The sequence below is a fragment of the Sorangium sp. So ce296 genome, from assembly GCF_051529605.1.
Classification (GTDB): domain Bacteria; phylum Myxococcota_A; class Polyangia; order Polyangiales; family Polyangiaceae; genus Sorangium; species Sorangium cellulosum_D.
In genome coordinates this window covers 9853462-9879334 of sequence record NZ_CP150325.1, presented here as the reverse complement: position 1 = coordinate 9879334, position 25873 = coordinate 9853462, and the positions used below count along the sequence as shown (strand labels likewise).

Genomic DNA, 25873 nt, shown 5'->3' with positions numbered 1-25873 from the left:
GCCACCGCGCTCCTCCACCCTGTCGCCTCATGTCCGAACGAGCCCGCATGGATCGTCAGATCGAAGAACTGATGGAGCTGGCCGAGCAGGTGGTGACCCGCGCCAGGAAAGGCGGCGCCGACGTCGCGGAGGCGATCGCCCGCTCCGGCTCCGAGCTCACCACCAAGGTGCGGCTCGGCGAGCCCGAGCTCGTCGAGGAGGCCGTCCACAAGGGCCTCGGCATGCGGATCATCAAGAAGCAGCGCGTCGCGCTGACCTCGACCTCCGACCTCACGCCCCGCGGCCTCGATCGGTTCGTCGCGGACGCGCTGGAGCTCGCCGACATCTCTCAAGAGGACGAGTTCGCCGGCCCCGCCGATCCGGAGCTCATCGCCAAGGGGAACTTCCCCGCGCTCGATCTCTACGATCCCTCGGGCGGCGAGGTCACGGCCGCGCAGGCCATCGACCTCGCGCGCCGCGGCGAGCAGGCCGCGCGCGACGCCGACCCCCGCATCACGAACAGCGAGGGCGCGACGTTCTCGCGCAGCGCGGGCGCCTACGCCCTCGTCCTGTCCGGCGGGTTCCGCGGCGGCGTCGCCGGCTCGTACGCCCAGCTCGTGGTCTCCCCGGTCGCCGACGACAGCGACGACAAGAAGCGCCGCGGCTTCTACTTCACCGCCCGGCGCCACCTCGCGGACCTGGACGCCCCGGAGGCCGTGGGCCGCGAGGCGGCCCGCCGGACGCTGCGCAAGCTCGGCGCCCGCAAGGTGCCGACCTGCGAGGCGCCCGTCGTCTTCGACCCGGACGTCGCCCGCTCGATGCTCGGTCTGCTCGGCTCCTGCCTCATGGGCAGCTCGATCTGGCGCAAGTCGAGCTACCTCATCGGCCGCGAGGGGACGCGCGTCGCCAGCGATCTCATCACCGTCGTCGACGACCCCTTGCTCCCGCGCGCGCCCGGCTCGCGCCCGTTCGACGGCGAGGGCCTCCCGTCCAGGCGCAACGTCGTGGTCGAGCAGGGCATCCTGAAGACCTACCTCTGCGACAGCTACAGCGGCCGGAAGCTCAAGCGCCCCTCGACCGGCAGCGCCTCGCGCGGCGCCGGCGGCGGCGTGGGCCCGTCGACCTCGAACTTCATCCTGCAGCCCACCTCCACGCCGGCGGAAGAGATCGTCCGCTCCACGCCGCGCGGGCTGTACGTCACCGAGATGATGGGCTTCGGCTTCAACGCCGTGACCGGCGATTTCTCCCGCGGCGCCGCCGGCTTCTGGATCGAGAACGGTGAGCTGACCCACCCGGTCAGCGAGGTGACCATCTCGCTGAACCTCGACGAGCTCTTGCAGCGGATCGACGCGGTCGGGAACGACCTCGATCTCCGGACGGCGACGTCATCTCCGACGTTCCGGGTCTCCGCCATGACCATCGCCGGCAGCTGAGCGAGCTCGGCCGCCGTCGCCAGAGCGTGTCCGCGGCGCGGCCCGCGCTCCTCGACCTCTTCTTCTTCAGCTCATCCAGGAAAGCGCAGAAGCGGACTCGGCAGCTGGGTTGCGAGCGACCCTTCAACCGGCCCCAGGTTGCGCTGCGGAGGGGGGTTCTGTCCTCAGCGGGTCGTGCTGCAGTGCTGCGCTCGGTGGCGGGCTCTCCTCCGTCGCCCGCGGCCGTCCTCGCCCAGCCGTTGAGCTGGGCGTAGGACGGCCGGGGCCCTCGCTCAGCGCGAGGATCCGCCTGCGGCCAGGCTCCGCGGCGGCTCTTCCGAGGCTGCGCCGGCGCTCGCCTGGAGGGGCGCTCCCGGCTGCGCGGCCGCTTCAGGCATCAGGAATGCCCTTAGCTGCTGCGCGTCGTTGCGGCCGATCCTCCCCACGAACGAGGGCAGGCTGATCGGCTCGTCCGACAGCGCGACGAACGTCCCCTGCGAGTTCGCTCGGTGGAGCGCCTCGAAGAGGGAGGTGACGTCCACGTCGCCGGACACGGCCCGAACGTCGATGATGTACACGTCCGCGGGGTCCGCCCCCGCGTAGATCAGCGCGTCATACGGGTGGCTCGCGTGCCGGATGGGCACGCCTTCCCCGAGGGCTCGCGCCACGTGGGCCATCGTGTCCTTGCTGCCGATGGCCATCATCGACTTGGAGGTCGCCTTGGCGAGCTCCCGGGGCACCGAATAGCCCCATGCACGGAGGAACTCGGCCACATCCGCCGCCTTGAAGCGCAAGTGTCTCCCTGGCGTACGGAAATGGGCAATCCTCCCTCGATCCACCCAATTATGGATTGTCTTCAAGTCGACCTCGCACAGGGCTGCGAGGTCGGATGCGGTCAACAGCTTCTCACGAACACCAGCCATCGCCGAACTCCACGCGAAAGGCACCTGCCGCACAGCTCGCGTTCACAGCGCGGCAGCGTCTCCTCAGGTGGCGGCCCCCCCCACCCGTCTGTCTACTCGATTGAAACCTAGCTCTCACAGACGGGTCCGTCACCCGCTTTGCTCGAATTTTCTCTGCCCCTCGGAGAGATCGCCCTGTACGGAGGCAAACTCCCCATCCTTCAGGGGATGTCCTGGTTCATTATGTTCACGCGCCCGGGCGTCGGCCAGCTGGTCACGAAGGAGCCAGCCGAGCCGTCGGGAGCGCGCGGCCCTACGCGGGCCAGGCTCATCCCTGCTTTCGGCTCGGGCATGGCGGGCGACCTGGACAAGACTGCACCTCCTCCATCCATCAATTTGAGCGGTTCTCCCGAGTTCGACAGCCCATGGTTGCCAAGTTTTGGCACCCGGAGCAGGAGCGCCTCCGGAGGAGCCGGGGGATCGAGCTCATCATCGGAGATAAATCCCTCGTTGACGACCAGCGCGTACGCGCCGGGCGCCAGCGAAATGGAAGGCAATTCGGTCTCTCCGCCCACATCGGCCAACACATACCCTGTAAGGTCAGCTGGGACATCGCCATCATTGTAGAGCTCGACCCATTCCTGCCCCGGCTCCGGCCCGACAGGATTTGCCAGTACCTCGTTGATGATCACGTGGGGCATGGGCTCGCGCGTCATGGCCGAGAACGTCCGCCGCTCCATGCGGCCGGCGTTGTCGACGGTGGCAATGGCGAGCTCCACGGCGGTGAGGGGCGGCAAGGGCCCGAGGACGAACGGCTCGCCCGGTCGCAGGGCGAGGACCTCGTCCAGCCCCTCGCCCGCGATCGCCCAGAGCAGCGGCGCGTCCGCCGACCGGACGCGGATCCGATCGTCGGCGACCTGGGCGCACCCCGGCCCGAGAGGCACTTCGTCCGGCGCGCACGCCGCGGCGACGGCGGAGAGGGGCTCCGACTCCAGCGCAAACGGACGCGGATCGAGGCTCACGGCCGCCGGCTCGCCGTCGAACGCGACGGGCGGGCCCACGAGGCGCAGCTCGTCCCCCTCGCCCGGCGCTGGGGGCGACTCCCCCTCGAAGCGCAGGCAGCGGGCGCCGATGCCCTCGACGGCGCCGCGGCGCAGCTTGCCCGCCGGCCCGCTCGGCTCGAGGGTCGCCGCGGCGATCGTCTCCGGGAGCGGCGCATCGCCGCACCAGACGCCGAGGCCGAGGCTCGCCCCGGCGTCGGGCGGCGGCCAGATCCGCGGGAGCACGGGGGGCGAGCCCTCCGCGGCGACCTGGAGGTGGTGCGAGAAGACGGGGCTGCCGCTCGCGACGGCGTAGGTCTCGCCGGGCGCGAGCGGGACGAGCGGCGCCACGGTCAGCGTGAGATCCCCCGAGGGCGTGCCGTCCAGCCAGGCGATCGACGGGACGACGCGCGCCGAGAGCGCCTTCGACAGCTCGCCCTGCTCGATCTGGCGGAGGTGCGCCGCGCCGACCTTGCCGCGGACGACCAGCGCACGGGCAGGATCGACGCCCTCGAGCGAGGCGCCCGGGAGGCGCACCCGCAGCCGCAGCACCGGCGGCGCGGCATGCAGGGGCGCTTCGGGCTCGATGTGGAGCTCGGGGCCCGCGTCCGCGGGGTCGGCGAGCTCGGCGTCCTCTTCGTCAGGCGGGGAGCGAGGGGGAGCCGCGAGCTCCGGCGCGCAGGACAGGGCGGAGGCCGCGAGCGGCGCGAGCGCGAGCGGCAGGGCGCGGCGAGCGCGGGGGGTGCACGAGGGGCGAGTCGGCGGGTGCTGGGTCATGACGCGGAGTTCGGCAGGAGCTCGCCGCCGGTTGCTCGACGTCGCTTTTTTTTTCGAGGCCGCTACCCTCGCCTCGCATGGCCCCCGAGGACATCAAGAAGCTCCGGCAGGAGCTTGGGTGCACGGCCCGCGAGCTCGCCGGAGCGCTGGGCATCGAGCAGGAGACGGTGCTCGCCTGGGAGCACGGCGACCTGTTCCCGACCAAGCGCTTCGTCGGCATGATGGAGGAGCTGCGGCGCAAAGGTCCGGAGGCGATCCCTCGCAAGAAGAAGAAGCAGGCGGCCGCCTCGCCGCTCCAGCTGCTCTCCGACCCCGAGCTCTGGCGGCTCTTCCGCAAGCTCCTCGCCCACCCCGAGCTGAGGAGCGCAGCGATGAAGCTGGCCGACACCTATCCGGATCCGATGGACGCCCCACCGTCGTGAGCGACGGGCCGATGGGCCTGAGGATCAGGAGGAGATGACGAATCAGTCGTCCTCGTCGTCGTCCTCGTCCTCGTCCTCGTCGTCGTCCTCGTCCTCTTCGTCCTCGTCCTCTTCATCCTCGTCCTCTTCGTCCTCGTCTTCCTCTTCCTCGTCGTCCTCGTCGTCGTCCTCGCCCTCTTCGTCCTCGTCCTCGTCCTCGTCCTCTTCGTCCTCGTCGTCCTCGTCTTCCTCGTCCTCGCCCTCTTCGTCCTCGTCTCCCCCTTCGCCGTCTTCCTCGTCCTCGCCCTCTTCGTCCTCGTCTTCGTCCTCTTCGTCTTCGTCTTCTTCGTCCTCTTCGTCGCGCAACGCATCCTCCTCGGCAGGGTTGTCGCGCCGGACGGCGGCCTTCTCGACAGCCCCAGCATCCTCCCCAACGACCGAGCTCCCCTCACGCACGTGATCTTCCATGGCTTCCATCGCAACATCTCCCTCCCGCGGCGCAGTAGGCGACACGCCGACGTCTTCCGGTAGATCCTCGGCCGCAGTGGCGACCGTCGTCCGGATTGATCCCTCCGCGCCGGCGAAGCTCTCCTGTCCCGCGGTCGCCACCGCCGTCTCCGGCGGCTCTTCGCCGAGCTCGCGCTCGTAGGCGCGTCGCGACTCCTCGGTCAGCTCGGTGAACTCGCGCAGGGTCGGCAGCTCGCCGAGCGCCTTCAGGCCGAAGAACTCGAGGAACTGCGCCGTCGTGCCGTACAGCATCGGGCGCCCGGGCTCGTCCTTCTTGCCCAGGATCCTCACGAGGTCTCGCTCCAGGAGCGACTTGAGCGCCGCGCCGGAATCGACGCCGCGGATCTCGTCGATCTCCGGCCGCGTGATCGGCTGCCGGTAGGCCACGATCGCGAGCGTCTCGGTCTGGGCGCGAGACATCTTGACCGGCTTCTGATCGGTCACCTCGCGAACGAACGGCGCGAATGCGGGGCTCGTCCGGAAGACGTACCCTCCGGCGACCTCGTCCAGACGGAACCCCCGCCCGTCGTACTCCGCGACGAGCTCGGCCAAGAGCTCGCGCACGACGCGGTGCTCTGCGTTCGCCGAACGCGCGAGCTCGCGGGCCGGCACCGGTCGCTCCGCCACGAAGATGAGCGCCTCCAGCACGCCCTTCAGATGCTTGCGCGCGACCGCAGAGAGCCCGGGCACCTGCGCGGGCCCCGAGGTCGCGCTCCGGACGGGAGCATCGGCGCGACGCGCAGGATCGCCGAGCTGGGACCAGGCGCCTGCGCGGAAGCGAGCGAGCGGATCCTGCCGCGTCGCCCTGGGGGCGCGCGGCTCTTTCTTCGCGCCGCGCGATCGCTTCGCTCCGCCGAGCCACGCGTACGCCGCCGCCCGCAGACGCGCCGGCGTGCCCCGCCCGCTCGCCCGCGCCGGCGCGCCCTGCCCCGGCGTCCTCGGCGCGCCCTCCGCCGACGTCTTCGGCGCACGCGGCTCCTTCTTCGCCCCCCTCGGCCGCTTCGCTCCGCCGAGCCACGCGTACGCCGCCGCCCGCAGACGCGCCGGCGTGCCCTGCGCGTTCGCCTTCGCCGGCGCGCCCTGCCCTGGCGTCCTCGGCGCCCGCGGCTCCTTCTTCGCCGCCCTCGGCCGCTTCGCTCCGCCGAGCCATGCGTACGCCGCCGCCCGCAGACGCGCCGGCGTGCCCTGCGCGTTCGCCTTCGCCGGCGCGCCCTGCCCCGGCGTCCTCGGCGCCCGCGGCTCCTTCTTCGCTCCTCGTGACCGCTTCGCTCCGCCGAGCCACGCGTGCGCCGCCGCCCTCAGCTGCGCCGGCGCGCCCTGTCCTGTCGTCTTCGCCACGCGCCGCCGCTTCGCCGCGGCATCAGCCACCGTCACGGCCACTCCCTGCGTCTACCTCATCCACCTCTTCCGCCGGCGCAGCCTCTTCCGGCGGTGTCGCGGCCTCCTCCGAGGCCGGCAAGTCGCTCGGATCCGCGGCCGCATCGCGCTCCGTCTGCTCCAAGGCGGGACCGGCGTCTGGTTCGGCCGCTGGCTCGCCCCCCACGAGCTCGTGCGCGCGGCTCGTCTCCTCCGCCGGCTCGGCCCGGTCCGGCCCTGCAGGTTCGCCGCTCGATGGCTCGGTCAGCTCCGGCCACATCGCCGCTTCGCTCGGCGCCTCCGTAGCCTCCGCAGGCTCAGGCGCCTCCGCCTCGACGCTCATGGCCTCCACGGGCTCGGCAACCTCCGGCCACGCCGGCTCTCCGCTCGGTGTCTCCGCAGGCTCAGGCGCCTCTGTTTCGACGCTCATGGCCTCCACGGGCTCGGCAACCTCCGGCCACGCCGGCTCTTCGCTCGGCGCCTCCGTAAGCTCGGGCGCCTCCGCAAACTCGGGCGCCTCCGACGTCTCCACAAGCTCGGGCGCCTCCGAAGCGTCCGCAAGCTCGGGCGCCTCCGAAGCGTCCGCAAGCTCGGGCGCCTCCGAAGCGTCCGCAAGCTCGGGCGCCTCCGAAGTCTCCGCAAGCTCGGGCGCCTCCGAAGTCTCCGCAAGCTCGGGCGCCTCCGAAGTCTCCGCAAGCTCGGGCGCCTCCACTTCGACGCTCCTGTGCTCCAAGGGCGCGGCCATACCCGGCCACGCCGACTCTTCGCTCGGCGCTTCCGCAGCCTCCGCAAGCTCAGGCGCCTCCGCAACCGCCGCAAGCTCAGGCGCCTCCGCCGGCTCAAGCGCCTCCGCCGGCTCAGGCGCCTCCGCCGGCTCAGGCGCCTCCGCCGGCTCAAGCGCCTCCGCCGGCTCAGGCGCCTCCGCAGCCGCCGCCGGCTCAGGCACCTCCGCCTCGACATTCCTGTCCTCCACGGGCTCGACCAGCTCCGCCGCCTCCACGAGCCCCAGCTCCACCGCCCCCACGAGCTCCGGCTCCGCCGCCTCCACGAGCCCCAGCTCCGCCGCCTCCACGAGCTCCGGCTCCGCCGCCTCCACGAGCTCCGGCTCCGCCGCCTCGATGAGCTCCGGCTCCGCCGCCTCGATGAGCTCCGGCTCCGCCGCCTCCACGAGCTCCGGCTCCGCCGCCTCCACGAGCTCCGGCTCCGCGAGCTCGCCGCCCCCCACGCTCGCGACCTCCGCTCCATCACCCTCGCCGGCAGCAGGCGGCGCGCCCGCCTCGTCGCCCCCGGCCGCCTCGACCCGCTCCGCCGACGGCGCCCCCTCGTCGACCTCGAAATCCGCCGGAGGCGTGCCGTCCGGCACCGAGAGCTGGATGTGGATCGGCGCCAGCGGGTCCGTCTGGTGGACCCGGATCAGCCTCAGCTTGCACATCTCGAGCACGGCCAGGAACGTGATGACCACCTCGAAGCGGGGAATGACGCCCCCCTTCGAGACGCTGTCGAGCAGCAGATCCTCGAAGCGCATCGACCGCCGCGCCGAGAGCTTCTCCGTGAGCTCCACGATGCGATCCGTGATGCTGATGCGATCGAAGACGACCTCGTGATCAATCTGGACGTTCGTCCGCTTCAGCACCCGCTCGAAGGCGTCCAGCAGGCCGAAGATCTGCATCGACGCGAACGGAGCAGGGCCCTTGGGCACCTCGCTCTCGCTCATGCCGCGCGTGAACACGTCCCGCCCCAGCGTGCCGCGCTCGGCCAGATCGGCCGCGGCCATCTTGTACTTCTGGTACTCCAGGAGCCGCCGGACGAGCTCGGCCCGCGGATCCTCCTCCTCGCCCGGCATCCCGTCGTCGTCCTGCCCCGCAGGGACGCTCGGCAGCAGCATCTTCGACTTGATGTGCGCCAGCGTCGCCGCCATCACGAGGTACTCGCTCGCAAGATCGATCGACAGCGAGCGCATGAGCTTCAGGTACTCGAGGTACTTTTCCGTGACGAAGCTCACGGGAATGTCGAGGATGTCGAGCTCGTGCTGCTGGATGAGGTGCAGCAGCAGGTCGAGCGGCCCCTCGAACGTGGGAAGCGTGACGACGTACTCGCCCTCCCGCGGCCCCGCGTCCGCCGCCGCCTCGGCCCGGGACGCGGCCTCCCGGGCCGAGGCGGCCTCCCGGGCCGAGGCGGCCTCCCGGGCGGGCGAGGCGGGCGAGGCGGCGCGCGCGGTAGCGGCGGCGCCCCGGCCGGCGGCGGGCGCAGGTGCGGCGCCCGCGTTGCCACGCCCTTTGCCGCCGCGCGCCCTCGCTGCGCCCGCCTTGGAACCGCTCACGCCGCGACCGTAGTCGCAAGGCGCCGGTCGGTCCACGCCCGAGCGTCCCCCGGCGGCGCGACGCGCCGAAACGCCGCTCCCTCCGAGAATTTGTGGCGGGAGCGGTGCTAGGATCAGCGCGGTCGATGAAGCCGTCCCCCGCGAAGAGCTGCCCCTCGTGCGGTGAGCGCTACGACGCGGGCGTGCTGTATTGCCCGCGCGACGGCACCCCGCTCGCGAGCTCGCGCAAGAGCGCCTCGTTGGGCGCCGCCGAGCGCGATCCGTACGTGGGCCTCACCCTCGGCGGGCAGATCCAGGTCCGCCACCTCATCGGCATCGGCTCGATGGGCCGCGTCTACCGCGCCTTCCAGGCAGGGATCGAGCGCGACGTGGCGGTGAAGGTCCTCCACCGCGAGCTCAGCAGCAACGCCGAGCTCGTGAGCCGCTTCCACCGCGAGGCCAAGATCGCGAGCCGGCTCGTCCACCCGAACGTCGTCCAGGTGCTCATGACCGGGAGCATCCCCGCCACGGCCGACGCCAGGATCGGCGGCGAGCTCTACCTCGTCATGGAGCACCTCGACGGAATCTCGCTGCTCTCGGCGCTCGCCGCCGCCGGCACGGCGGGCGAGAGCGAGGCGCTCCCGCTCCCGAGGGCGCTCCACGTCATCCTCCAGGTGTGCGACGCGGTCGGCGAGGCGCACGCGCAGGGCATCGTCCACCGCGATCTCAAGCCCGAGAACATCATGCTCGTCCGCCGCGGCGAGGACCCGGACTACGTGAAGGTGCTCGACTTCGGCATCGCCCGCCTCGACTGGGCCGATAAGGCGATGACCACCCAGGCCGGGCTCATCTTCGGCACGGCCAAGTACATCTCCCCCGAAGGCGCCGAGGGGCAGCGGGTCGGCCCGCCCGCGGACGTCTACTCGATCGCCACGATGCTCTACCAGTGCCTCGCCGGCCGCGCGCCGTTCGAGGGCGACTCGCCCGTCGCGCTGCTCGTCCAGCACACCCACGCCCCGCCGGCGGACCTGCGCAGCATCGCGCGCTCGAGCTACGTGCCCGCGCCGATCGCGCAGGTCGTGATGCAGAACCTCGCCAAGAAGCCCTCGGACCGCGCCCCGGACGCGCGCGCCCTCGGCCGCGATCTCGCCCTCGCCGTGCGCGCGAGCGGCCTCGACCCCGACGAGATCGCCGCCCAGCCCGGGCTCCTGCGCGCCAGCGCGGTCATGAAGCTGGCGTCGAAGTCGCGCACCAAGTCGCTCGACCTCTCCCCCGCGCTCGCCGCCAAGATCGGAGGCATCGCCGCGCCCACGCTGGAGAGCGCCCGCGTCAGCGACCTCGATCCGCTCCTCCCGTCGAGCGAGTCGGCGCTCTACGGCGGCCCCGCGTCGCCCCGCCACGAGGAAGATCCCGCCTCGACGAGCGACGAGGAGCGCTCCTCGTCGCCCCGAGCGAGCGGCGTCGAGCGGTACTCCGCGAGCGGCGGCGAGCGGTACTCCGCGAGCGGCGTCGAGCGGTACTCCGCGAGCGGCGTCGAGCGGTACTCCGCGAGCGGCGGCGAGCGCGCCTCGTCGCCCAGAGCGAGCGGCGTCGAGCGCTCCTCGGCGAGCGACGCGGAGCGCGCCTCGTCGCCCCGAGCGAGCGGCGTCGAGCGCTCCTCCTTCAGCAGCGCGGACTTCAGCGGCGCGCCGGACGAGCCCGCGCGGACGGCGGTCGGCCTCGGCATCGACCCCGCGCGCGACTCCGCGCCCGCACCGTCGACCATGCAGGGCGTCGCGTCCGCGCCGCCGCAGCTCCCCCGCCGCGCGGTGATCGCCCGCGCCACCGCGCTCCTCGCGTGCGCCGGCGCGGTGGGGCTCGTCGCGTTCCTCGGCGGGCGGCACCTCGGCGCCTTCGGGGGGAAGACCGCCCAAGACTCCCTGGAAGGGCACATCGACCGCGCGCGCGACTGCATGGGCAGGCACGCGTGGGACACGCCGCCCGGCGAGAACGTGAAGGACATCATCGCGCAGGCCCTCGCGCGGTGGCCCAGGGACGCGCGGCTTGTCGCGCTCCGGCGCGAGTCCGCCGAGCGCGTCGTCGCCGACGCCCTCGGGCGGAAGTACGCCGGCGACAGGCCCGGCGCCATCCGCCTGGCGAAGCTCGCGATCGAGCTGCACCCGGAGCTCACCACGGCCCAGCACCTCGTCGCCGAGCTCTCGGCCCCGCCGAGCGACGCCCCCGAAGAGCCGCCGCCGCAGGTCTCCCCGCAGAGCAGCGGGCTCCGGAACGCCGGCCCGGATCGCCGGCCGCCCCCGCGCCGTCCGGCGCCGGACGGCGATCGCGGTTCGACCCCCGGCCAGCCGCCGGCGGCGGGTCCCCGCGGCGCGCCGGCCCCGCCGCCTGCGTCGGGAGGCGCGGGCGCGCCCGCGAAGACCGGCGCCGCCCCGCCGCCTGCGTCGGGAGGCGCAGGCGCGCCCGCGAAGGCCGGCGCCGCCCCGCCGCCGGCCAGCGACGCGCCGGTCCTGCCGCCGTCGCCGCCCCCGCTGCCCACAGAGGGCTCCTCGCCGCTCCCCTCGTCGACCGGTCCGTGGCTATAATTCGACGAAGGTGAATCGAGGCGGCTGGTACCCGACGTCGCGCGCGCCCACCAACGTCCGCGCTGGGGAGGGTGACCGAGCAGCGCCGCCGCGCCGACACAGCGCCCGCTCGAAGCGCCGCGCCGCGGGCGCAGCGGGCGCAGCCGCGCTCGCCCTGCTCCTCTTCGCGGCCCCCGGCCGCGCCGACGAGAGCAGGGCGGCCCGCCGCGCCGCCGCCGCGCGCGAGCGCGATCGCCCCTACACCATGGTCGAGATGAGCGGCGGCGTGATGACGCTCCCCGGCGCCGACGTCTGCCCCGTCCTGGCCCCAGAGGCGTGCGAGCAGGGCGAGACGAGCGTCTCCTTTGGCATCCACAACCTCTACCGCTGGGGCGACATCGGCTTCGGCGCGGGCATCTTCTGGGCGGCGTCGCTGAGCACCGACGCCGCGTACGGGGCCAGCAGCCTCGAGCGCGATCACTCGCGCCGCTACTTCATGCTCGACGGGGTGTTCCGCTACTACGCCCTCCGCACGCCCATGACGGAGTGGTGGGTCGGCGCGACCGTCGGCGGCGTCGTCGTCAACGACTCCTGGTCGGTCGAGGCCGATCGCAACCCGTACTCGGACACGGCGTACGTCGGTCCCAGGGCAGCGACGATCGGCACCGAAGGGGTCGCCGCGGGGCTCGCGATCGGAGGAGACTGGGCGTTCGCCGAGAACTGGAGCGTCGGGAGCCATCTTCGTTACTCGAGCTGGTTCCTCCCGGAGCAGCGCAAGATCTCGCCGACCGGCGATCGCGCGTCGCTCTCCGAGCGCGTCGACATGTTCAACATCGGCGTGCTCATCGCCTATCGCGTCGCGCTCTGATCCCGCGCGCGGGGTGGCCCCGGCGCGCGCGCCAGCGGCGCCCGCGCGGCGTGCGCCAGTTGACGCGACATCGCCAGGTCTGTACGCCTCCTCGACCGTTTCCATCCTGCGAGGAGCCCCCCGATGCCGCTGAATCTCTCGACGGTCGGCCACACGACCAAGCCCAGCGCCTTCACCTTCAACTGGAAGACCCTGGCCACCTACGCGCTCGGCATCGGCGCCCGTCGCGAGGAGCTCGAGTACCTCTACGAGGGCGTGCCGGGCGGCATGAAGGTCTACCCCACGTTCGGCGTCATCCCCTCGCAGGACGCCGTGTTCGCGGCGCTCGAGGCGGCCGGGGCCGAGCTGCCGCTCATCGTCCACGGCGGCCAGACGCTCCGCGTGCACCGGCCGCTCCCGACGAGCGGGACGCTGTTCACCACCGCCACCGTGTCCGGCATCTACGACCTCAAGAAGTTCGCGCAGGTGATCGTCGAGACGAAGACGACCCTCGACGACGAGCCGCTCTTCGACACGGTGTGGTCGATCATCGTGCGCGGCGTCGGCGGCTTCGGCGGGCCGCGCCCGCCGCAGAGCGAGCCTGCGGCCTCGGCGCCGAAGGACCGCGAGCCCGACTGGGTCGTCGAGCAGGCGACCACGCCCGAGCAGGCGCTCCTGTACCGGCTCTCGGGCGACGAGAACCCGCTCCACGCCGACCCGGAGGTCGCGGCGAAGGCGGGCTTCGCGCAGGGCCCCATCCTGCACGGCCTCTGCACGTACGGCTTCGCGGCGCGCGCGATCATCCAGAAGGCCGCGGGCGGCGACGCGAGCCGGCTGCGGGCCTACGGCGCGCAGTTCCGCAAGCCGGTCTGGCCCGGCGACACCCTCATCACGCGGGGCTACATGCTCGAGGGCGGCAAGGTCGCGCTGGTGACCTCGGTCAAAGAGCGCCCCGATCCCGTGCTCACGAGCGCGTGGGCGGAGATCGGCTGACGGCCGGCGCGGCCGCGTGCTAAGGCCGAGGCCCGGATCAGGGAAGCGATATGAGCAAGACGACCGAGAAGGACAGGGCCAAGGACGACGAGGACCTCGACGAGGACGAGTCGACCGACGAAGGCAACGACGACGGGGAGGAGGAAGAGGCGAAGGCCACCGCGGTCCGCGGACGCGGCCACGCGCACGACGACGACGACGACGCGGACGACGACGGCGCCGATCCAGAAGATGCGTACTGGTGGACGCCGCACGCGGTGCTCAGCGCGCTCGTGCTGATCGGGCTCCTCGGCTTCTTCGGCATGTTCAACAAGACGCCGCTCGCTCGCCTCGCCGCCCCTGTCGCCCCGGAGCCGGACGAGCACGCGCACACGGCCGCCGCCGCGCCTCCCGCGCCCGCCCCGACGCCCCGTCCGGCGCAGTCGGCGCAGCCGCCCCGGGAGATGTTCGGCGCGAAGCACCTGCTCGTCATGTACCAGGGGAGCCGGCGCGCGCCCGCGACGATCACGCGCACGAAGGAGGAGGCGAAGGCCCGCGCGACCGAGGCCATGACGAAGGCCAAGGCCGACCCGAGCAAGTTCGCGGACATCGTGAAGGAGTACTCGGACGAGCCGGGCGCGGACCGGCGCGGCGGCGACCTCGGCAAGTTCCCGAAGGGCGCGATGGTCCCGGAGTTTCAGACGGGCCTCGAGAAGATCAAGGTCGGCGAGGTGAGCGACCTCGTCGAGACGCCGTTCGGCTTCCACGTCATCCTCCGCACGCAGTGAGCGCGCGGCGCCTCCGGCCCGCGGCGCCGCAGGCCCGAACGGCGCCGCAGCGCCGCCGGCCCGCGCGCCGCAGCGCTGCCGGCCCGCGCGCCGCAGCGCCGTGAGCGACCCGCTCGCTCGCGCGCTCAGCGCGCCGGCGCGGAGACGATCTTCTTCAGCCTCGCCGACTTCTCTTCCTTGGTCAGCGTCAGCTTCGCGTGCTCGTCGGCCGTCATGCCGCTGCGGAGCACGCGGGCCTCGTCGCCGACCCCGTAGACGGTCTTGTCGGCGCGGGCGAAGATCCACTCGGTGGCGGGGCTCTCGCCCTCCTTGTGCATGAGGCGCACCGAGCCGTCGCCGATGCCCTTCTCCCGGACGGCGCCCGGCAGCTTCGCCAGCGTCGACAGCACGTCCTTGGCCTGATCGACGTCGGCGCGCACGATCGCGGCCACCCGGTAGCGCTTGTCGACCTCCTTGTAGTAGCCGAACGCGCCGGGCCCCGCGCCGTCGACCCCGAGCACGTCCTTGGTCTCGTAGCGGACCCCGAGCGGGATCATGTTGTCCTTGGGGAGCGCCGCCGCCGCCGGCGGCAGCGACGGCTCGCCGGGCAGCTTCGAGCCCATCTCCTTCACGAGCCCCGGCAGGACCTTCTCGCTCGACGACTTGAGCGCCGCCTCGGCCAGCGCCTCGTCGTTGTACGTGATCTCGGCGAGGTACTGCCCGCGCCAGAGGTACGCGTTCCCGACCCCCATCGCGGCCGCGCCGCCGCCGTCGATCTGGCGCGGCGTCGCCTCGTCGGCGGGGTCGCCGTCGCCCACGGTGCGCTTCGTGAACATCCCGTAGGCGCCCTCGGTGGACCCGAACTTCGAGAGGTGCACGTCGACCGTCGCCGAGCCGCCGGCGCCGCTCACGTAGCGCGCCTCGACCACCCGCCGCACCCCGAATCCCTTGTAGATCTCGCACTCCCCGTCGAACATGTCGCAGATGCTGTCGAGCGGCAGGGGCGCCGATTCGCCGAACGTCTTCTCGGCGCCGTTCGGGTCGAGGCAGAACCCGCCCGTCATGCGCGGGAAGAACGGCGCGCTCGCCGCGTCGCTGATCGTCCCGCCGCCGTCCGCGCACGCGGCCGGCTTCGCGGCCGGCGGCGGCGGCGGCGGCGCGCCCATGGGCTCCTCCTTCTTGCTGCAGCCCGCGGACAGCGCGGCCGCGAGCGCGCCCGCGAGCAGCGCACAGCTCCCGGCGCGGAAGCGCCGGGGCCTTTCGCCGCACGCGACAGGCGCGCCGTGGGCAGACGGGACTCTCGATGAACACCTTTCCGGCGGGAATCGCATGGCCCGTTCGCCTTGCACCTTTTTTCATAGCGCCGCAATCGTTAGCGCCCGTCCCGGACCGCTTTGAGAGATTCATCATGCAAATCCATGGTTTAGCGCGCATCGCCGAGGGCATGCGGCTTGCCTTTGCCGGCCCTCTGGTGCGTCCCTTCCCCTGTTCGCGACCTCCTCTTCGAGATCCCGATCGACCGCGGGCGTCGTCACCGCGAGAGCGCGCGCGGCGCCGCCGCAACGGGCGCGGCTTCACCCTGCCGGAGCTGCTCGCGGTGATCGTCCTCATCGGCATCCTGGCGGCCGCCGCGTCGCCGAGCTTCGTGAACGGCATGCGCGATCGCCGCGTGAACCGCACCGCGATGGAGATCAGCGGCCTTTACCGGCTCGCGCGCTACCAGGCGATCGGCCGCGGGGCGGCGGTGCTCGTGCGGTGGACGGCCGCGACGGGGCTGTTCGAGGTGCGGCAGGCGCGGGTCCAGAACATCGCCGCCGGCTCGCTCATCGCGACGAGCTGCCGCAGCATCGCCGACTGGACGAACCCCGCCCTGACCGACCCCGTCACGACGCTGCAAACGGCGGGCGTCGAGCTGGCGGCCGTGGAGCTCCGCGATCCGACCGCCCCCGATGGCGCCGTGCGCGCGCACGCCGACATCTGCTTCACGCCGAGGGGCCGGACGTACGTGCGCTATGCGGCCTCCGGGGACTTCGTGCCGCTGCTCGGCGCGATCCGGGTGAACGTGACCAACACGAGGACCGGCCTCTTGCGCTCGGTCTTCGTCCCGCCGAACGGCGTCGCGAGGCTCGGCCTGTGAGCGCGGCGCGGGTGAGGCGAGCGGGGCGCTCCGGCTACACGCTCATCGAGGTCATGGCGGCGCTCGGCGTGCTCGCCATCGGCGCCACCGGGGTGCTCGCGCTGCAGAAGGCCACGCTCATCAGCAACACGAACGCGCGCAACATCGCGATCGCCAACAACATCGCCATGACCTGGGCGGAGCGGCTGCGGGTGGACGCGCTCCAGTGGAACGAGCCCCGGCGGGTCCCCGACCTCGACGGCGACACCCAGTGGCTCAGGCTCACGACCGCCAGCCCGTTCCCGGCGAAGGTGACGCCCACGCGGGTCGACGCGCTCGGGGCGCCGAGCGCCGACGTGTTCGGGACCGACATCCACCTGGGCGACGGGTCGGAGCCCGCGTTCTGCACGCACGTCCGCTTCCGCCAGTTCACCCACCCCGCGACGGGGACGCGGCTCTGGGAGAGCCTCATCCGCGCCGAGATCCGCGTCATCTGGGAGCGCAACGGGAACCCGATCGACTGCACGATCGACCCGGTCGACGTCGATCAGCATCCGGAGCGCTTCGGCGCGGTCTACGTGACGACCGGCGTCCTCCGGAACACGAGCGAGGACCGACGATGACGACGGATCGCCGCACTTCCCCCGCGCGGGCGCGCGCCGCAGGACAGCGGGGCTTCACGCTCGTGGAGCTGCTCGTGGCGATGGCCGCCGGCCTCGTCGTGTCGCTGGCGGCGTTCCTTCTCTCGAAGAACGCGACGCGCTTCTTCCAGAACGAGGCGAGGGCGTCCGCCTCGCACCTCGCCGCGACCGTCGGGCTGAACCGGCTCGCCGCGGACCTGCAGCGCGCCGCGTACCTCTCGACGCCCAACATCCGCGTCGATCCGGAGGTCTGCCAGGTCCAGCCCGAGCCGCTCGGCCTGACTCTCCTCGCGGGCATCGCGATCCGGCGGCAAGGATCGTACGTCGAGGGCGGGGCGGAGCTCGCCCAGAGCGCCGCCAACGACCTGTATCCGGACTCCATCATCATCGGCGGGAGCTTGAGCAGCAACGAGCTCTTCGAGTTCAGGAGCATCAGCGACGCGGGCGGCGCCCTGGTCGTCCAGCTCAACCCGAACAGCGCCGCCGTGCAGCGCACGCTCCAGCGCGCGAACGGCAGCGGACAGGGGCTATCCCAGATCTTCGCGCCGAACCGCATCCTGCGCGTCATGGTCCGAGGCCAGACCCAGTTTCTCTACGGGGTCATCCATAGCACCAACGTGCAGGGCAATCCGCCCAACCTCATCGCCATCACCCTCAAGCCGTCTCCCGGCCTGCCGATCCTCTCGGGGCTCGGCCGGTGCGGCGTGACCCCCGGCGGCGCCACCGGCGACGGCGGATGGGTGAACGTCGTCAACCGCGTCCGCTACAACATCCGGAGCCTCGTCGGCAAAGACACGCCCTACGCCCCCCTCGTCGCGCCGATCGCGGGGGCGCAGACCGGCGACGACGGCCGCACCGAGCTCGTGCGGGTCGAGCTCGACGATCAGAACAACGAGATCCCGGAGACGCTCGAGCTCGTCGCGGAGTACGCCGTCGATCTCAAGTTCGGGATCTCCGTCGCGGAGGAGAGCGCCGATCTGAGCGTGACCGACCCGTTCATCCAGCGGCTTCCGATCATGTCGACCGACAACCCGGCCGTGTACAACGTCGCCTCCCCGCTCGATCAGTTGAGCACCGCCGCCCCGCAGCGCGTGCGGTCGGTCCAGATCCGGCTCTCGACCCGCACCCGGGCGCCCGACCGCGACGTCGGCTTCCCCGAGCGCTCCGACGGCCGCAGGCTCAGGTTCCTGATCCCCGACATCCTCGGCGGCACCACCTACGCCCGGATGCGCACGCTCTACGCCGACGTCGCGCTCCCGAACCAGGCCTACGTCAAATGGTGAACGCAAGCATCGCCCGATCCCGCCGGCGCGCCCACGAGCGGGGCGCCGCCGTGTTCATCGTCGTGCTGGTCATCACGATGCTCATGGCCATCGGCCTGTTCGCGGCCAACGTCGCCACGCTGTCGACCATCGCCACCGGCCACGAGCGCCGGATGACGCAGACGCATTACCTCGCCGAGTACGCGATGCAGCTCGCGCTCGCCGAGATCGAGCAGAACGGCGGCCTGGACGCCATCGCCCCGACGGAATCGACAAACTGCTCGATCAGCACCGAGCCGTGCTGGTCGTTCTACCCGCACACGTTCGACGCGGCGGAGGATCTCGTGGAGCTGCCCACGCCCGAGGTGCCGGGGAGCCTCGGCCGCGCCGACGTCGCGTGGATCGCCAAGGTGGAGATCACCGACAAGATCAAGCCCGCGATAGGCAATCGCGCCGGCAGCGACCAGGGCGGCCCGAACGCCGTGAGCGCCGATTACTGCACGGTCACCATGAACGCGCGGCTCATCGCCTGGCCGAACGGCGCGGTCATGGAAGAGGCGGGCAGCCAGGAATCCCTGTCCGTCGTTGCCGATATCCTCTGCTCGAAGTGACGAACCGGAGCGCACGATGCGAAACCTGACGAAGGTCCTTGTCACGATGGGCTCCGCGGCCACGGTCGGCCTCGTCGCCGCCCGCGCGCGCGCGCAGGCCATGGATGTCGAGCCGCCGCTGCCGAACGTCCTCCTGCTGGTCGACACGTCGGGCTCGATGGAGAAGACGGTGGCGGGCGGGGAGCCGGACTGCAACCCGCTCACGCCCCCGGCCTCCGAGGCCCAGAAGAGCCGCTGGACGAAGCTCGTCGAGTCGCTCACCGGCCCGATCCCGGACTTCTCCTGCTACGCGCAGCCCCGCACGCAGTCCGAGTTCATCGACGAGTTCACCATCGACGGGGAGCCGCCGTACGACGCGAACTACTACCTCGCGTTCCATCGCCTGCTCTCCAACGGCTGCACGCCGACCCCCGGGCCGACCCACAACGACGTGGTCGGGCACAGGTACGACGATGCGGCCATCCCTTGCACGTTCCCCTACGACGCTCCCAACGGCCTGCTCGACGTCTACCAGGACCGGATCCGGTTCTCGCTGATGACGTTCGACACGCTCCCCGACGCGCGCACCGGGCTCGTCGGCGGCGTGCCCAACGCCCAGAGCGGCATGCGCGGGATGTGGAGCTACTTCCTCGAGTTCCAGAGCGGCGCGGGCTACCCGGCGCGGGGCAACCCGCCCGACTGCGCCGTCGCGGACATGGAGGTCGGCGCCAAGAACCCGGCGGCGCCGCTCTGGGAGGGGCCGCTCATCCCCTTCCCGACCCACGACGCGGACATCGACGCCGTGCGCGCAAAAAACCTGAAGATCCAGAAGGCGCTCCTCGCGACGCGGCCGTACGGCGCGACGCCGCTCGCCGGGATGCTGTCCGACGCGCGCGACTACATCCTCAACGATGCCTCCCTCTGGGAGGGCCAGCCGCTCGGGCCGCGCGACGATCCGTACATCAGCGGCGGCTGCCGCAAGACGTCGATCGTGCTCGTCTCCGACGGCGAGCCGAACCTCGATCTGCGCCCGACGTGCGCGCAGGGCCCGGGCCCCGGCCCCGAAGGCACGGGCTGTCCGTACGAGGAGCCGCACGTCATCGCGCACTCGCTCAACACCCACGTGAACCCGAACCGGCGCGTGCGGACCTATGCCGTCGGGTTCGGCCTCACCACCCAGGCGCGGCAGGAGCTCAGCGATCCGACCTTCGACTGCGCGAGGATCTCCAGCACCGATTTCCTGCCCGCCGGGCGCTGCGACAACGCCACCGGCGCGGTCAAGGCGTGCTGCACGCTCTCGCGCATCGCCATCGAGGGCGGGACCGACCGCGGCTACTTCCCCGACGACGCCAACGAGCTGTCCGCGGTCATGTCGCAGATCTTCGCGCGCATCTCCGCGAACTCGACGAGCCGCACCCTCCCCGTCTTCGCGATGGCGACCTCGACCGTGAGCAACGGCAGCGACGCCGCGGGGGTCGCCTACCAGTTCGGCTCGTCGTTCAGCCCGCCGGCGGACGGCTCGCTCTGGAGCGGCAACCTCGAGCGCAAGCGCTACGTCTGCGAGTCCGTGAACGGCGTGATGACGACGCAGCTGGAGGACGTCGACCCCGGCAAGGGCGACGACTTCTCGGCCAACGTGAGCTCCAACGATCTGGCGCGGCCGCGGAGGTTCCTCACCGTGATCGGCGATCTCGACGTCGCCCAGCAGCGCATCTGGTCGCAGCGGACCATCCGCCCCGCGGCCGCCGCCGTGGACGACCTCAGCGACTACACGGGCACGGTGACCGGCAGCGGCGCGCCTGCGCCGGCGCAGGCGTTCGCGGACGCCCTCTCCAGCGCGCCGCGCGCGCTCGGCCTCAATCCGAGCCTGGGCACCGTCCCCTCGCAGTGCTCGGGCGGGCTGCAGGCGGCCACCGCCGAGGTCTGCGCCGAGCGCATCATCGAGTGGGAGACCGGCGAGCCGATGCCCGCGAACGTCCCGTCCCGCGACGGCAACGAGCTCGGCAGCATCTACCACTCCACGCCGGTCGTCGTGGGGCCGCCGCGCGACTACATCCCCGACGAGTCCTACCGGCTCTTCGCGGAGCAGCCCGCCCAGGCGAACCGGCCGCTCGTGCTCTACACCGCCACGACCGACGGGCAGCTCCACGCCTTCCAGGTGACGGCCGCGACCGCGACCGACACGCTCAAGGTGGACCGGGTCCAGAACAACGAGCTCTGGTCCTTCCTGCCGCCCTACGTCCTCCCGCGCCTCCTCGATACGTTCAACCAGCAATCGATCCTGCTCGACGGCGCGCCCGTCGTGAAGAACGTCGTCTTCGAGCGCACGTCGGCGCAGATCAGCGCGGCGAGCGCGCCGTGGAGCACGGTGCTGCTCGCCGGCGGCGGCGCGGGCGGCGGCTTCTACTACGCGCTCGACGTGACGAACCCAACGGCCCCGCGGTTCCTCTGGCAGCTCTCCACCGACAAGGACGGCAACCCGCTGTTCGGCGCGTCGACCCCGACGCCGGCGATCGGCATGGTCGAGATGGAGGACCGCGGCCAGATCCGCGAGATCGCGGTCGCCATCCTGCCCGGCGGCTCCGCCCCGCTCGACGCGAGCCAGCCCGCGTGCCCCCGGAAGGGCACGACGAACCCGCTCTTCGATCCGACGGGCAGCCTGTCGGTCCGCAGCTCGGTGCGGTGCTGGGGCACCGCGGGCAGCGGCGGCCCCGTCGGGCCGGCGCGCTCGCTCACGATCGTCCGGCTCGAGACCGGCGAGGTGCTCCGCACGTTCCGCGGCCTCCTCTCCGAGGCGCCGGCCGGGCTCTCGACGCGGACCACGGAGGTCGACTTCGACTCGCCGATCACCGGCGTCCCCGTGCCGTTCCCGGCGGGCGTCGGCGAGGTCGCCGAGCGCATCTACGTCGGGGACGCCGACGGGACGCTCTGGCGCGTCAACCTGTCGAGCACGGACCCGGACGAGTGGAGCGTGTCCCTCGCCTGGGACGCGTACTCGTTCCCCACGGGCGACAGCGCGGCGAGCAGCCAGCCGATCCAGACGACGCCGATCGTGAGCACCGATCCGCTCGGCAACACGGTCGTCCTGTTCTCCACCGGCGATCAGGAGTCGTTCACGCCGGGCGTCGCGACGCGGGTCTGGTCGATCACCGAGCGGCCGCACGAGACGAGCGTTCGCATCTCCGAGAACTGGGTCGTGCCCCTCACGAACGGCAAGCGCGTGACCGGGCCCATCTCCCTCTTCAACGGCTGCGCGTACTTCGCGACGTTCACGCCCGTGGCGCCCGGGACCTTCGCGTGCGCGGACGGGTTCGGCTCGATCTGGGGCGTCGACTACCTGGTCGGCCAGGCGGCGACCCCGGCCGCGTACCCGAGGGGGAGCGGCTGCCTCGTCGAGGATCCGCTCCAGCCTCCCTTCGAGGATCAGGCGCCGGGCACGGTCGTCTTCGGCGTCGCCGTGACGCAGAAGCCGACGTGCACGGAGACGGAGGAGTACACCGACGCGTACTTCGGCACGCAGACGATCATCCGGCAGTCGACCCCGCCCGAGTACCAGCTCGTGTTCCACACCGGCGCCGCGGGCCAGGAGGACGCCCAGGGGGGCGAGACGCGCACGACCACGAGGACGCTGCAGCCGCCGCGCAAGGTCGTTAAGATCGACTCGTGGGCGACCATCCTCGAATGAAGCGCGGCGGCCTGTCGCGCGCCGCGGCGCTCGCCGCGGCCGTCGCGTGCGCGTCCGCCGCGCCCGCCTGCCGCAGCGACGCGCCGGCGCCGGCGCCGCCGCCGGCGGCGAGCGAGGCCTCCGCGCCGAGGCCGCCCGTCGACCAGGCGCTGCCGGGCGAGCTCGCCGAGGGCACCGAGCAGGCGTTCGGCCTCCCCATCCCGCGGCGCATGAAGGTGCGCGCGCGCTTCCCCGACGCGGTCTTCGCGGTCGGGGAAATCCCGGCCGAGCGGGTGGCCAATTACGTGCGCACGCGCGTGCTCGCCGGCAACGTCGAGACCGGGCCGGCGAAGACGATCTTCTCGCGCGCGACCGTGAAGAGCGCGCCGCAGCGGATGCTCCGCGTCGAGGTCGTCTCGCGCGCGCACGTCTCGGAGCTCGTCGTCCGCGACGAGACGCGGCCGCCCCCGGAGCGGGGGCTTTCCGTCGAGGAGCGCTGGCGTCGCAGCGGGCTCACGCCGGACGGCAAGGTGCTCGATCCCACGCGCCTCGAGTGAGCGCGCGCCGCCGGCGGCCTCGACGTGGCGCGTCGCGGAGGCCGCCACGCCAGTCGACATCCCCGACCTTTCGAAGTAGATCGCGCCCGTGTCGACCAAGCCGCTCCCCACCGCTCCGCTCCGAAGGACCCCGCTCTACGACGAGCACATCAAGCTCGGCGGCCGCATGGTCCCGTTCGCCGGCTGGGAAATGCCGGTCCAGTACAAAGGCGTGACCGAGGAGCACCGGGCGGTGCGCACCGCCGCCGGGCTCTTCGACGTCTCGCACATGGGCGAGATGATCCTGAGCGGCGAGCACGCCGGACGGGTGGTCGACCACCTCGTCACGAACGACGTCAAGAAGCTGGAGGACGGACACGCGCTCTACACGTGCGCGTGCAACGAGGGCGGCACGATCCTCGACGATCTCATCGTTTACCGGATCGACGCGCGGCAGTGGCTCATCGTCTGCAACGCGTCGAACCGCGACAAGATCGCGGCCCACTTCCGGAGCGCGGCGCAGGGCCACTGCAGCTTCGAGGACGCCTCGGACCGCACCGCGATGATGGCGCTCCAGGGGCCGAAGGCGCTCGACATCGTCGCGCTCGCGGGCGGCGACGGCCCGGCGCTGCGCGAGCTGCCGTCGTTCCACTTCCGCGACGCGACGCTCGCCAATGTCCGCTGCACCGTGGCCCGCACCGGCTACACCGGCGAGGACGGCATCGAGATCTTCTGCTCCCCGTCCGACGCGCAGCGGCTCTGGCGCGCGCTGGTCGAGCTCGGCGGCCCGCTCGGCCTCGAGGCGACGGGCCTCGGCGCGCGCGACACGCTCCGCCTGGAGGCGCGCCTGTCGCTCTACGGCAACGACATCGACGACACCACGAACCCCATCGAGGCGGGCCTCGGCTGGGTGGTGAAGCTCGACAAGGGCGATTTCGTCGGGCGCGCCGCGCTCCAGCGCGTCAAGGACGAGGGGCCCGCGCGCAAGCTCATCGGCTTCGAGATGGTGGGGCGCGGCATCGCGCGCCACGGCTACCCGCTGCTCGACGAAGGCGGCGAGAAGGTCGGCGTGTGCACGAGCGGCAGCCCCGGGCCGACCGTCGGCAAGAACATCGGGCTCGGCTACCTGCCGGTGTCGATGGCCAAGGTGGGGACCGCGTTCCAGGTCGACTGCCGCGGGCGCACGGTCGAGGCCGTCGTGGTCAAGACCCCGTTCTACAAGCGGGCCTGACGCGCGGCGCGCGCGGCCCGCCCGAGCGGCCGCGAGACGAGCAGAGATCCAGGTTGGCAAAGGGAGAAGAAGTCCATGGCGAGCGATGATGTCCGAACGGACCGGCGGTACACGAAGGACCACGAGTGGGCCAAGCAGGAGAACGACCACGTCGTCGTCGGGATCACCGCCTTCGCGGTCGATCAGCTCGGCGACATCACGCTGGTCAACCTCGACGTGAAGCCGGGCGACACGATCACGGCGGGCAAGGCGTTCGGCACCATCGAGAGCGTGAAGACGCTGAGCGATCTGTTCGCGCCGCTCAGCGGCAAGGTCGTGCGCGTGAACGGCGAGCTCGAGAGCCGCCCCGAGCTCGTCAACGACGACTGCTACGGCAAGGCGTGGATGATCGAGGTCGCGCCCTCGGACCAGGGCGAGCTCGGCGCGCTCCTGGACCCCGCCGCCTACGCCGAGCTCTTGAAGACCGCGGCGCACTGAGCGCCGCGCCCTCCGCATCACCCTGCCCGCTGCACAACACCATGCGTTACCTGCCCCACACGCCCGAGGAAATCAGCGAGATGCTGCAGGCCGTCGGCCTGTCGTCGCTCGAGGAGCTCTACAGCGCGATCCCGAAGGAGGCGCGCCTCACGCGCCCGCTCTCGATGGATCCGCCCCTCGACGAGGCCTCGCTCATGCGGCACCTCGAGGAGCTCGCGCAGAGGAACCGCGCCGGGCGCATGCTCTCGTTCCTGGGCGCCGGCGCCTACGAGCACCACTTCCCGCCGGCCGCCGATCAGCTGCTGCTCCGCAGCGAGTTCTACACCGCCTACACGCCGTACCAGCCCGAGGTCTCCCAGGGCACGCTCCAGGTGATCTTCGAGTTCCAGACGATCGTGAGCGAGATCCTCGGGCTGCCGGTCGCCAACGCGTCGATGTACGACGGCGCGAGCGCGCTCGCCGAGGCCGTGCTGATGGCCCGCAGGCTCACGGGGCGCGAGCGCACGGTGCTGTCCGAGGGCGTGCACCCCGACTACGTGGGCACGGTCGAGACGTACGTGCACGGCATCGGCAGCGGCAAGGCGTCGCTCGCCCGCGTCGACGTCGGCCGCGACGGCACGGCGGACGTCGAGGCGCTGACGCGGGCGATCGACGAGACGACCGCGTGCGTGGTGGTCGGCTATCCGAATTTCTTCGGCGTCGTGGGCGACATCCGGAGGGTGGCCGAGGCGTGCCACCAGAAGGGCGCGCTGCTGATCACGGTCACGCTCGATCCGTACGCGCTCGCGCTGCTCGAGTCGCCGGGCGCGCTCGGCGCCGACATCGCGGTGGCGGAGGGCCAGCCGCTCGGGCTGCCGCCGCAGTACGGCGGGCCGAACGTCGGGCTGTTCGCGTGCAGGAACGACCGCAAGTACCTCCAGCAGGTGCCGGGCAGGCTGGTCGGCGAGACGGTCGACAAGCACGGGACCCGGGGGTACGTGCTGACGCTCGCCACGCGCGAGCAGCACATCCGGAGGGAGCGGGCGACGAGCAACATCTGCACGAACAGCGGCCTGTGCGCGACGGCGGTCACGATGCGGATGTGCATGCTCGGCAAGCGCGGCTTCGTCGAGGCGGCGCGGCAGTGCCTCGCGAAGGCGGAGCACCTCAAGCGGGAGATCGCGCGGCTCGACGGGTACGCGCTGCCGCTCTCGGCGCCGACGTTCCACGAGTTCGTCGTGAAGGTCCGCGGCGGCGACGCCGGGAAGCTCACGCGGGCGCTGGCCGAGCAGGGCGTCATCCCGGGGCTCGATCTCGGCCGCATCGACGCCCGGCGGCGCGACGAGCTCCTCGTCGCGGTGACCGAGCGGCATAGCCGCGCGGACCTCGATCGGCTCGTGGAGGCGCTCGCGGGCTTCTCGGGCTGACGCCCCGGGCGGGGGCGAAGGGCGCGCGGGGGCGAAGGGTACGGGGCCGCCGCGGCAGGTTGCCCCCCGGCGACCTCGTCGCCGCCTGGAGGCCGCGCCGGTCGAGTGCTCCCCGGTACAAACACGCCTCGAA

At 72.3% G+C, this 25873-nt stretch carries 20 protein-coding genes and 2 pseudogenes; 16 read left to right on the top strand and 6 right to left on the bottom strand.

Annotated elements, in window-relative coordinates; genetic code table 11:
• The first annotated feature begins 47 nt into the window (after positions 1-47).
• Entirely contained in the window at positions 48-1412 is a 1365-nt protein-coding gene (locus WME98_RS36635; protein WP_437337284.1) for a TldD/PmbA family protein, read from the top strand.
• A gap of 272 nt (positions 1413-1684) precedes the next feature.
• On the opposite strand, the gene WME98_RS36630 is transcribed toward WME98_RS36635, so the two are convergent.
• The 3 genes and pseudogenes from WME98_RS36630 to WME98_RS36620 all read right to left on the bottom strand — a co-directional run bounded on the left by WME98_RS36630 (position 1685) and on the right by WME98_RS36620 (position 4110).
• Positions 1685-2164 carry a DNA-binding protein gene (locus tag WME98_RS36630; RefSeq protein WP_437954060.1) on the bottom strand — a complete coding sequence of 160 codons (480 nt, stop codon included), beginning with the start codon at positions 2162-2164 and terminating at the stop codon, positions 1685-1687.
• Positions 2165-2203: 39 nt separating this feature from the next.
• A pseudogene (locus WME98_RS36625) lies at positions 2204-2314 on the bottom strand (DNA-binding protein); the annotation flags it as partial.
• A gap of 200 nt (positions 2315-2514) precedes the next feature.
• Positions 2515-4110, bottom strand: a complete 1596-nt coding sequence (locus WME98_RS36620; RefSeq protein ID WP_437946293.1) for a lamin tail domain-containing protein — start codon at positions 4108-4110, stop codon at positions 2515-2517.
• A 77-nt stretch (positions 4111-4187) separates the two neighbouring features.
• Here WME98_RS36620 and WME98_RS36615 point away from each other — a divergent pair, with 77 nt between their 5' ends.
• On the top strand, positions 4188-4532 hold the full coding sequence (locus WME98_RS36615) for a helix-turn-helix domain-containing protein (RefSeq protein WP_061626783.1): 345 nt from the start codon (positions 4188-4190) through the stop codon (positions 4530-4532).
• Between the two features lie 42 nt (positions 4533-4574).
• Here WME98_RS36615 and scpB read toward each other — a convergent pair whose 3' ends face one another.
• Positions 4575-6392 (bottom strand): SMC-Scp complex subunit ScpB, encoded by a 1818-nt coding sequence (scpB, locus tag WME98_RS36610; protein ID WP_437946292.1) that lies wholly within the window; start codon positions 6390-6392, stop codon positions 4575-4577.
• Positions 6379-8694, bottom strand: coding sequence for a segregation/condensation protein A (locus WME98_RS36605; RefSeq protein ID WP_437946291.1), 2316 nt, complete (start codon positions 8692-8694; stop codon positions 6379-6381). The genes scpB and WME98_RS36605 overlap by 14 nt, the downstream gene beginning before the upstream one ends.
• Positions 8695-8819: 125 nt before the next feature.
• On the opposite strand from WME98_RS36605, the gene WME98_RS36600 reads away from it, so the two are divergent.
• The 4 genes from WME98_RS36600 (at position 8820) to WME98_RS36585 (ending at position 13838) form a co-directional block, all read left to right on the top strand.
• Positions 8820-11252, top strand: a complete 2433-nt coding sequence (locus WME98_RS36600) for a serine/threonine protein kinase (protein WP_437946290.1) — start codon at positions 8820-8822, stop codon at positions 11250-11252.
• A gap of 10 nt (positions 11253-11262) precedes the next feature.
• A complete protein-coding gene (locus tag WME98_RS36595) occupies positions 11263-12099 on the top strand; it encodes a hypothetical protein (protein WP_437946289.1) in 837 nt (278 codons plus the stop codon).
• 123 nt (positions 12100-12222) lie between these two features.
• The gene (locus WME98_RS36590) at positions 12223-13071 is read left to right on the top strand and encodes a MaoC/PaaZ C-terminal domain-containing protein (RefSeq protein WP_437946288.1); all 849 of its coding nucleotides are present in this window, start codon (positions 12223-12225) and stop codon (positions 13069-13071) included.
• Positions 13072-13121: 50 nt separating this feature from the next.
• The gene (locus tag WME98_RS36585) at positions 13122-13838 is read left to right on the top strand and encodes a peptidylprolyl isomerase (RefSeq protein ID WP_437337276.1); all 717 of its coding nucleotides are present in this window, start codon (positions 13122-13124) and stop codon (positions 13836-13838) included.
• A 125-nt stretch (positions 13839-13963) separates the two neighbouring features.
• On the opposite strand, the gene WME98_RS36580 is transcribed toward WME98_RS36585, so the two are convergent.
• The gene (locus WME98_RS36580) at positions 13964-14983 is read right to left on the bottom strand and encodes a DUF6599 family protein (RefSeq protein ID WP_437946286.1); all 1020 of its coding nucleotides are present in this window, start codon (positions 14981-14983) and stop codon (positions 13964-13966) included.
• 137 nt (positions 14984-15120) lie between these two features.
• Between WME98_RS36580 and WME98_RS36575 the strand changes: the two are divergent.
• From WME98_RS36575 to gcvPA, 10 genes and pseudogenes are all read left to right on the top strand, one after another.
• Positions 15121-15414, top strand: a pseudogene (locus WME98_RS36575) (hypothetical protein); the annotation flags it as partial.
• On the top strand, positions 15415-15954 hold the full coding sequence (locus WME98_RS36570) for a pilus assembly FimT family protein (RefSeq protein ID WP_437954059.1): 540 nt from the start codon (positions 15415-15417) through the stop codon (positions 15952-15954). It begins immediately after the preceding pseudogene.
• On the top strand, positions 15951-16556 hold the full coding sequence (locus tag WME98_RS36565) for a type IV pilus modification PilV family protein (RefSeq protein ID WP_437946285.1): 606 nt from the start codon (positions 15951-15953) through the stop codon (positions 16554-16556). The genes WME98_RS36570 and WME98_RS36565 overlap by 4 nt, the downstream gene beginning before the upstream one ends.
• Positions 16553-17857 carry a PilW family protein gene (locus WME98_RS36560; RefSeq protein ID WP_437946284.1) on the top strand — a complete coding sequence of 435 codons (1305 nt, stop codon included), beginning with the start codon at positions 16553-16555 and terminating at the stop codon, positions 17855-17857. Before WME98_RS36565 ends, WME98_RS36560 begins: the two co-directional genes overlap by 4 nt.
• The gene (locus WME98_RS36555; protein ID WP_437946282.1) at positions 17851-18447 is read left to right on the top strand and encodes a hypothetical protein; all 597 of its coding nucleotides are present in this window, start codon (positions 17851-17853) and stop codon (positions 18445-18447) included. Before WME98_RS36560 ends, WME98_RS36555 begins: the two co-directional genes overlap by 7 nt.
• Before the next feature lie 16 nt (positions 18448-18463).
• The gene (locus WME98_RS36550; protein WP_437946281.1) at positions 18464-22111 is read left to right on the top strand and encodes a hypothetical protein; all 3648 of its coding nucleotides are present in this window, start codon (positions 18464-18466) and stop codon (positions 22109-22111) included.
• The gene (locus WME98_RS36545; RefSeq protein ID WP_437946280.1) at positions 22108-22647 is read left to right on the top strand and encodes a hypothetical protein; all 540 of its coding nucleotides are present in this window, start codon (positions 22108-22110) and stop codon (positions 22645-22647) included. The genes WME98_RS36550 and WME98_RS36545 overlap by 4 nt, the downstream gene beginning before the upstream one ends.
• Positions 22648-22735: 88 nt before the next feature.
• On the top strand, positions 22736-23857 hold the full coding sequence (gene gcvT, locus WME98_RS36540) for a glycine cleavage system aminomethyltransferase GcvT (protein WP_437946278.1): 1122 nt from the start codon (positions 22736-22738) through the stop codon (positions 23855-23857).
• A 75-nt stretch (positions 23858-23932) separates the two neighbouring features.
• Positions 23933-24334, top strand: a complete 402-nt coding sequence (gene gcvH / locus WME98_RS36535; RefSeq protein WP_061629481.1) for a glycine cleavage system protein GcvH — start codon at positions 23933-23935, stop codon at positions 24332-24334.
• Positions 24335-24375: 41 nt separating this feature from the next.
• A complete protein-coding gene (gcvPA, locus tag WME98_RS36530; RefSeq protein WP_437946277.1) occupies positions 24376-25740 on the top strand; it encodes an aminomethyl-transferring glycine dehydrogenase subunit GcvPA in 1365 nt (454 codons plus the stop codon).
• Positions 25741-25873: the final 133 nt, after the last annotated feature.

Bases quoted from the DNA above. Each gene is read 5' to 3' on its own strand.
- WME98_RS36635 (WP_437337284.1), top strand. From the start codon at position 48: ATGGATCGTCAGATCGAAGAACTGATGGAGCTGGCCGAGCAGGTGGTG.
- WME98_RS36620 (WP_437946293.1), bottom strand. From the start codon at position 4,110: ATGACCCAGCACCCGCCGACTCGCCCCTCGTGCACCCCCCGCGCTCGC.
- WME98_RS36615 (WP_061626783.1), top strand. From the start codon at position 4,188: ATGGCCCCCGAGGACATCAAGAAGCTCCGGCAGGAGCTTGGGTGCACG.
- WME98_RS36600 (WP_437946290.1), top strand. From the start codon at position 8,820: ATGAAGCCGTCCCCCGCGAAGAGCTGCCCCTCGTGCGGTGAGCGCTAC.
- WME98_RS36590 (WP_437946288.1), top strand. From the start codon at position 12,223: ATGCCGCTGAATCTCTCGACGGTCGGCCACACGACCAAGCCCAGCGCC.
- WME98_RS36585 (WP_437337276.1), top strand. From the start codon at position 13,122: ATGAGCAAGACGACCGAGAAGGACAGGGCCAAGGACGACGAGGACCTC.
- WME98_RS36580 (WP_437946286.1), bottom strand. From the start codon at position 14,983: ATGGGCGCGCCGCCGCCGCCGCCGCCGGCCGCGAAGCCGGCCGCGTGC.
- WME98_RS36560 (WP_437946284.1), top strand. From the start codon at position 16,553: ATGACGACGGATCGCCGCACTTCCCCCGCGCGGGCGCGCGCCGCAGGA.
- WME98_RS36555 (WP_437946282.1), top strand. From the start codon at position 17,851: ATGGTGAACGCAAGCATCGCCCGATCCCGCCGGCGCGCCCACGAGCGG.
- WME98_RS36550 (WP_437946281.1), top strand. From the start codon at position 18,464: ATGCGAAACCTGACGAAGGTCCTTGTCACGATGGGCTCCGCGGCCACG.
- WME98_RS36545 (WP_437946280.1), top strand. From the start codon at position 22,108: ATGAAGCGCGGCGGCCTGTCGCGCGCCGCGGCGCTCGCCGCGGCCGTC.
- gcvH (WP_061629481.1), top strand. From the start codon at position 23,933: ATGGCGAGCGATGATGTCCGAACGGACCGGCGGTACACGAAGGACCAC.
- gcvPA (WP_437946277.1), top strand. From the start codon at position 24,376: ATGCGTTACCTGCCCCACACGCCCGAGGAAATCAGCGAGATGCTGCAG.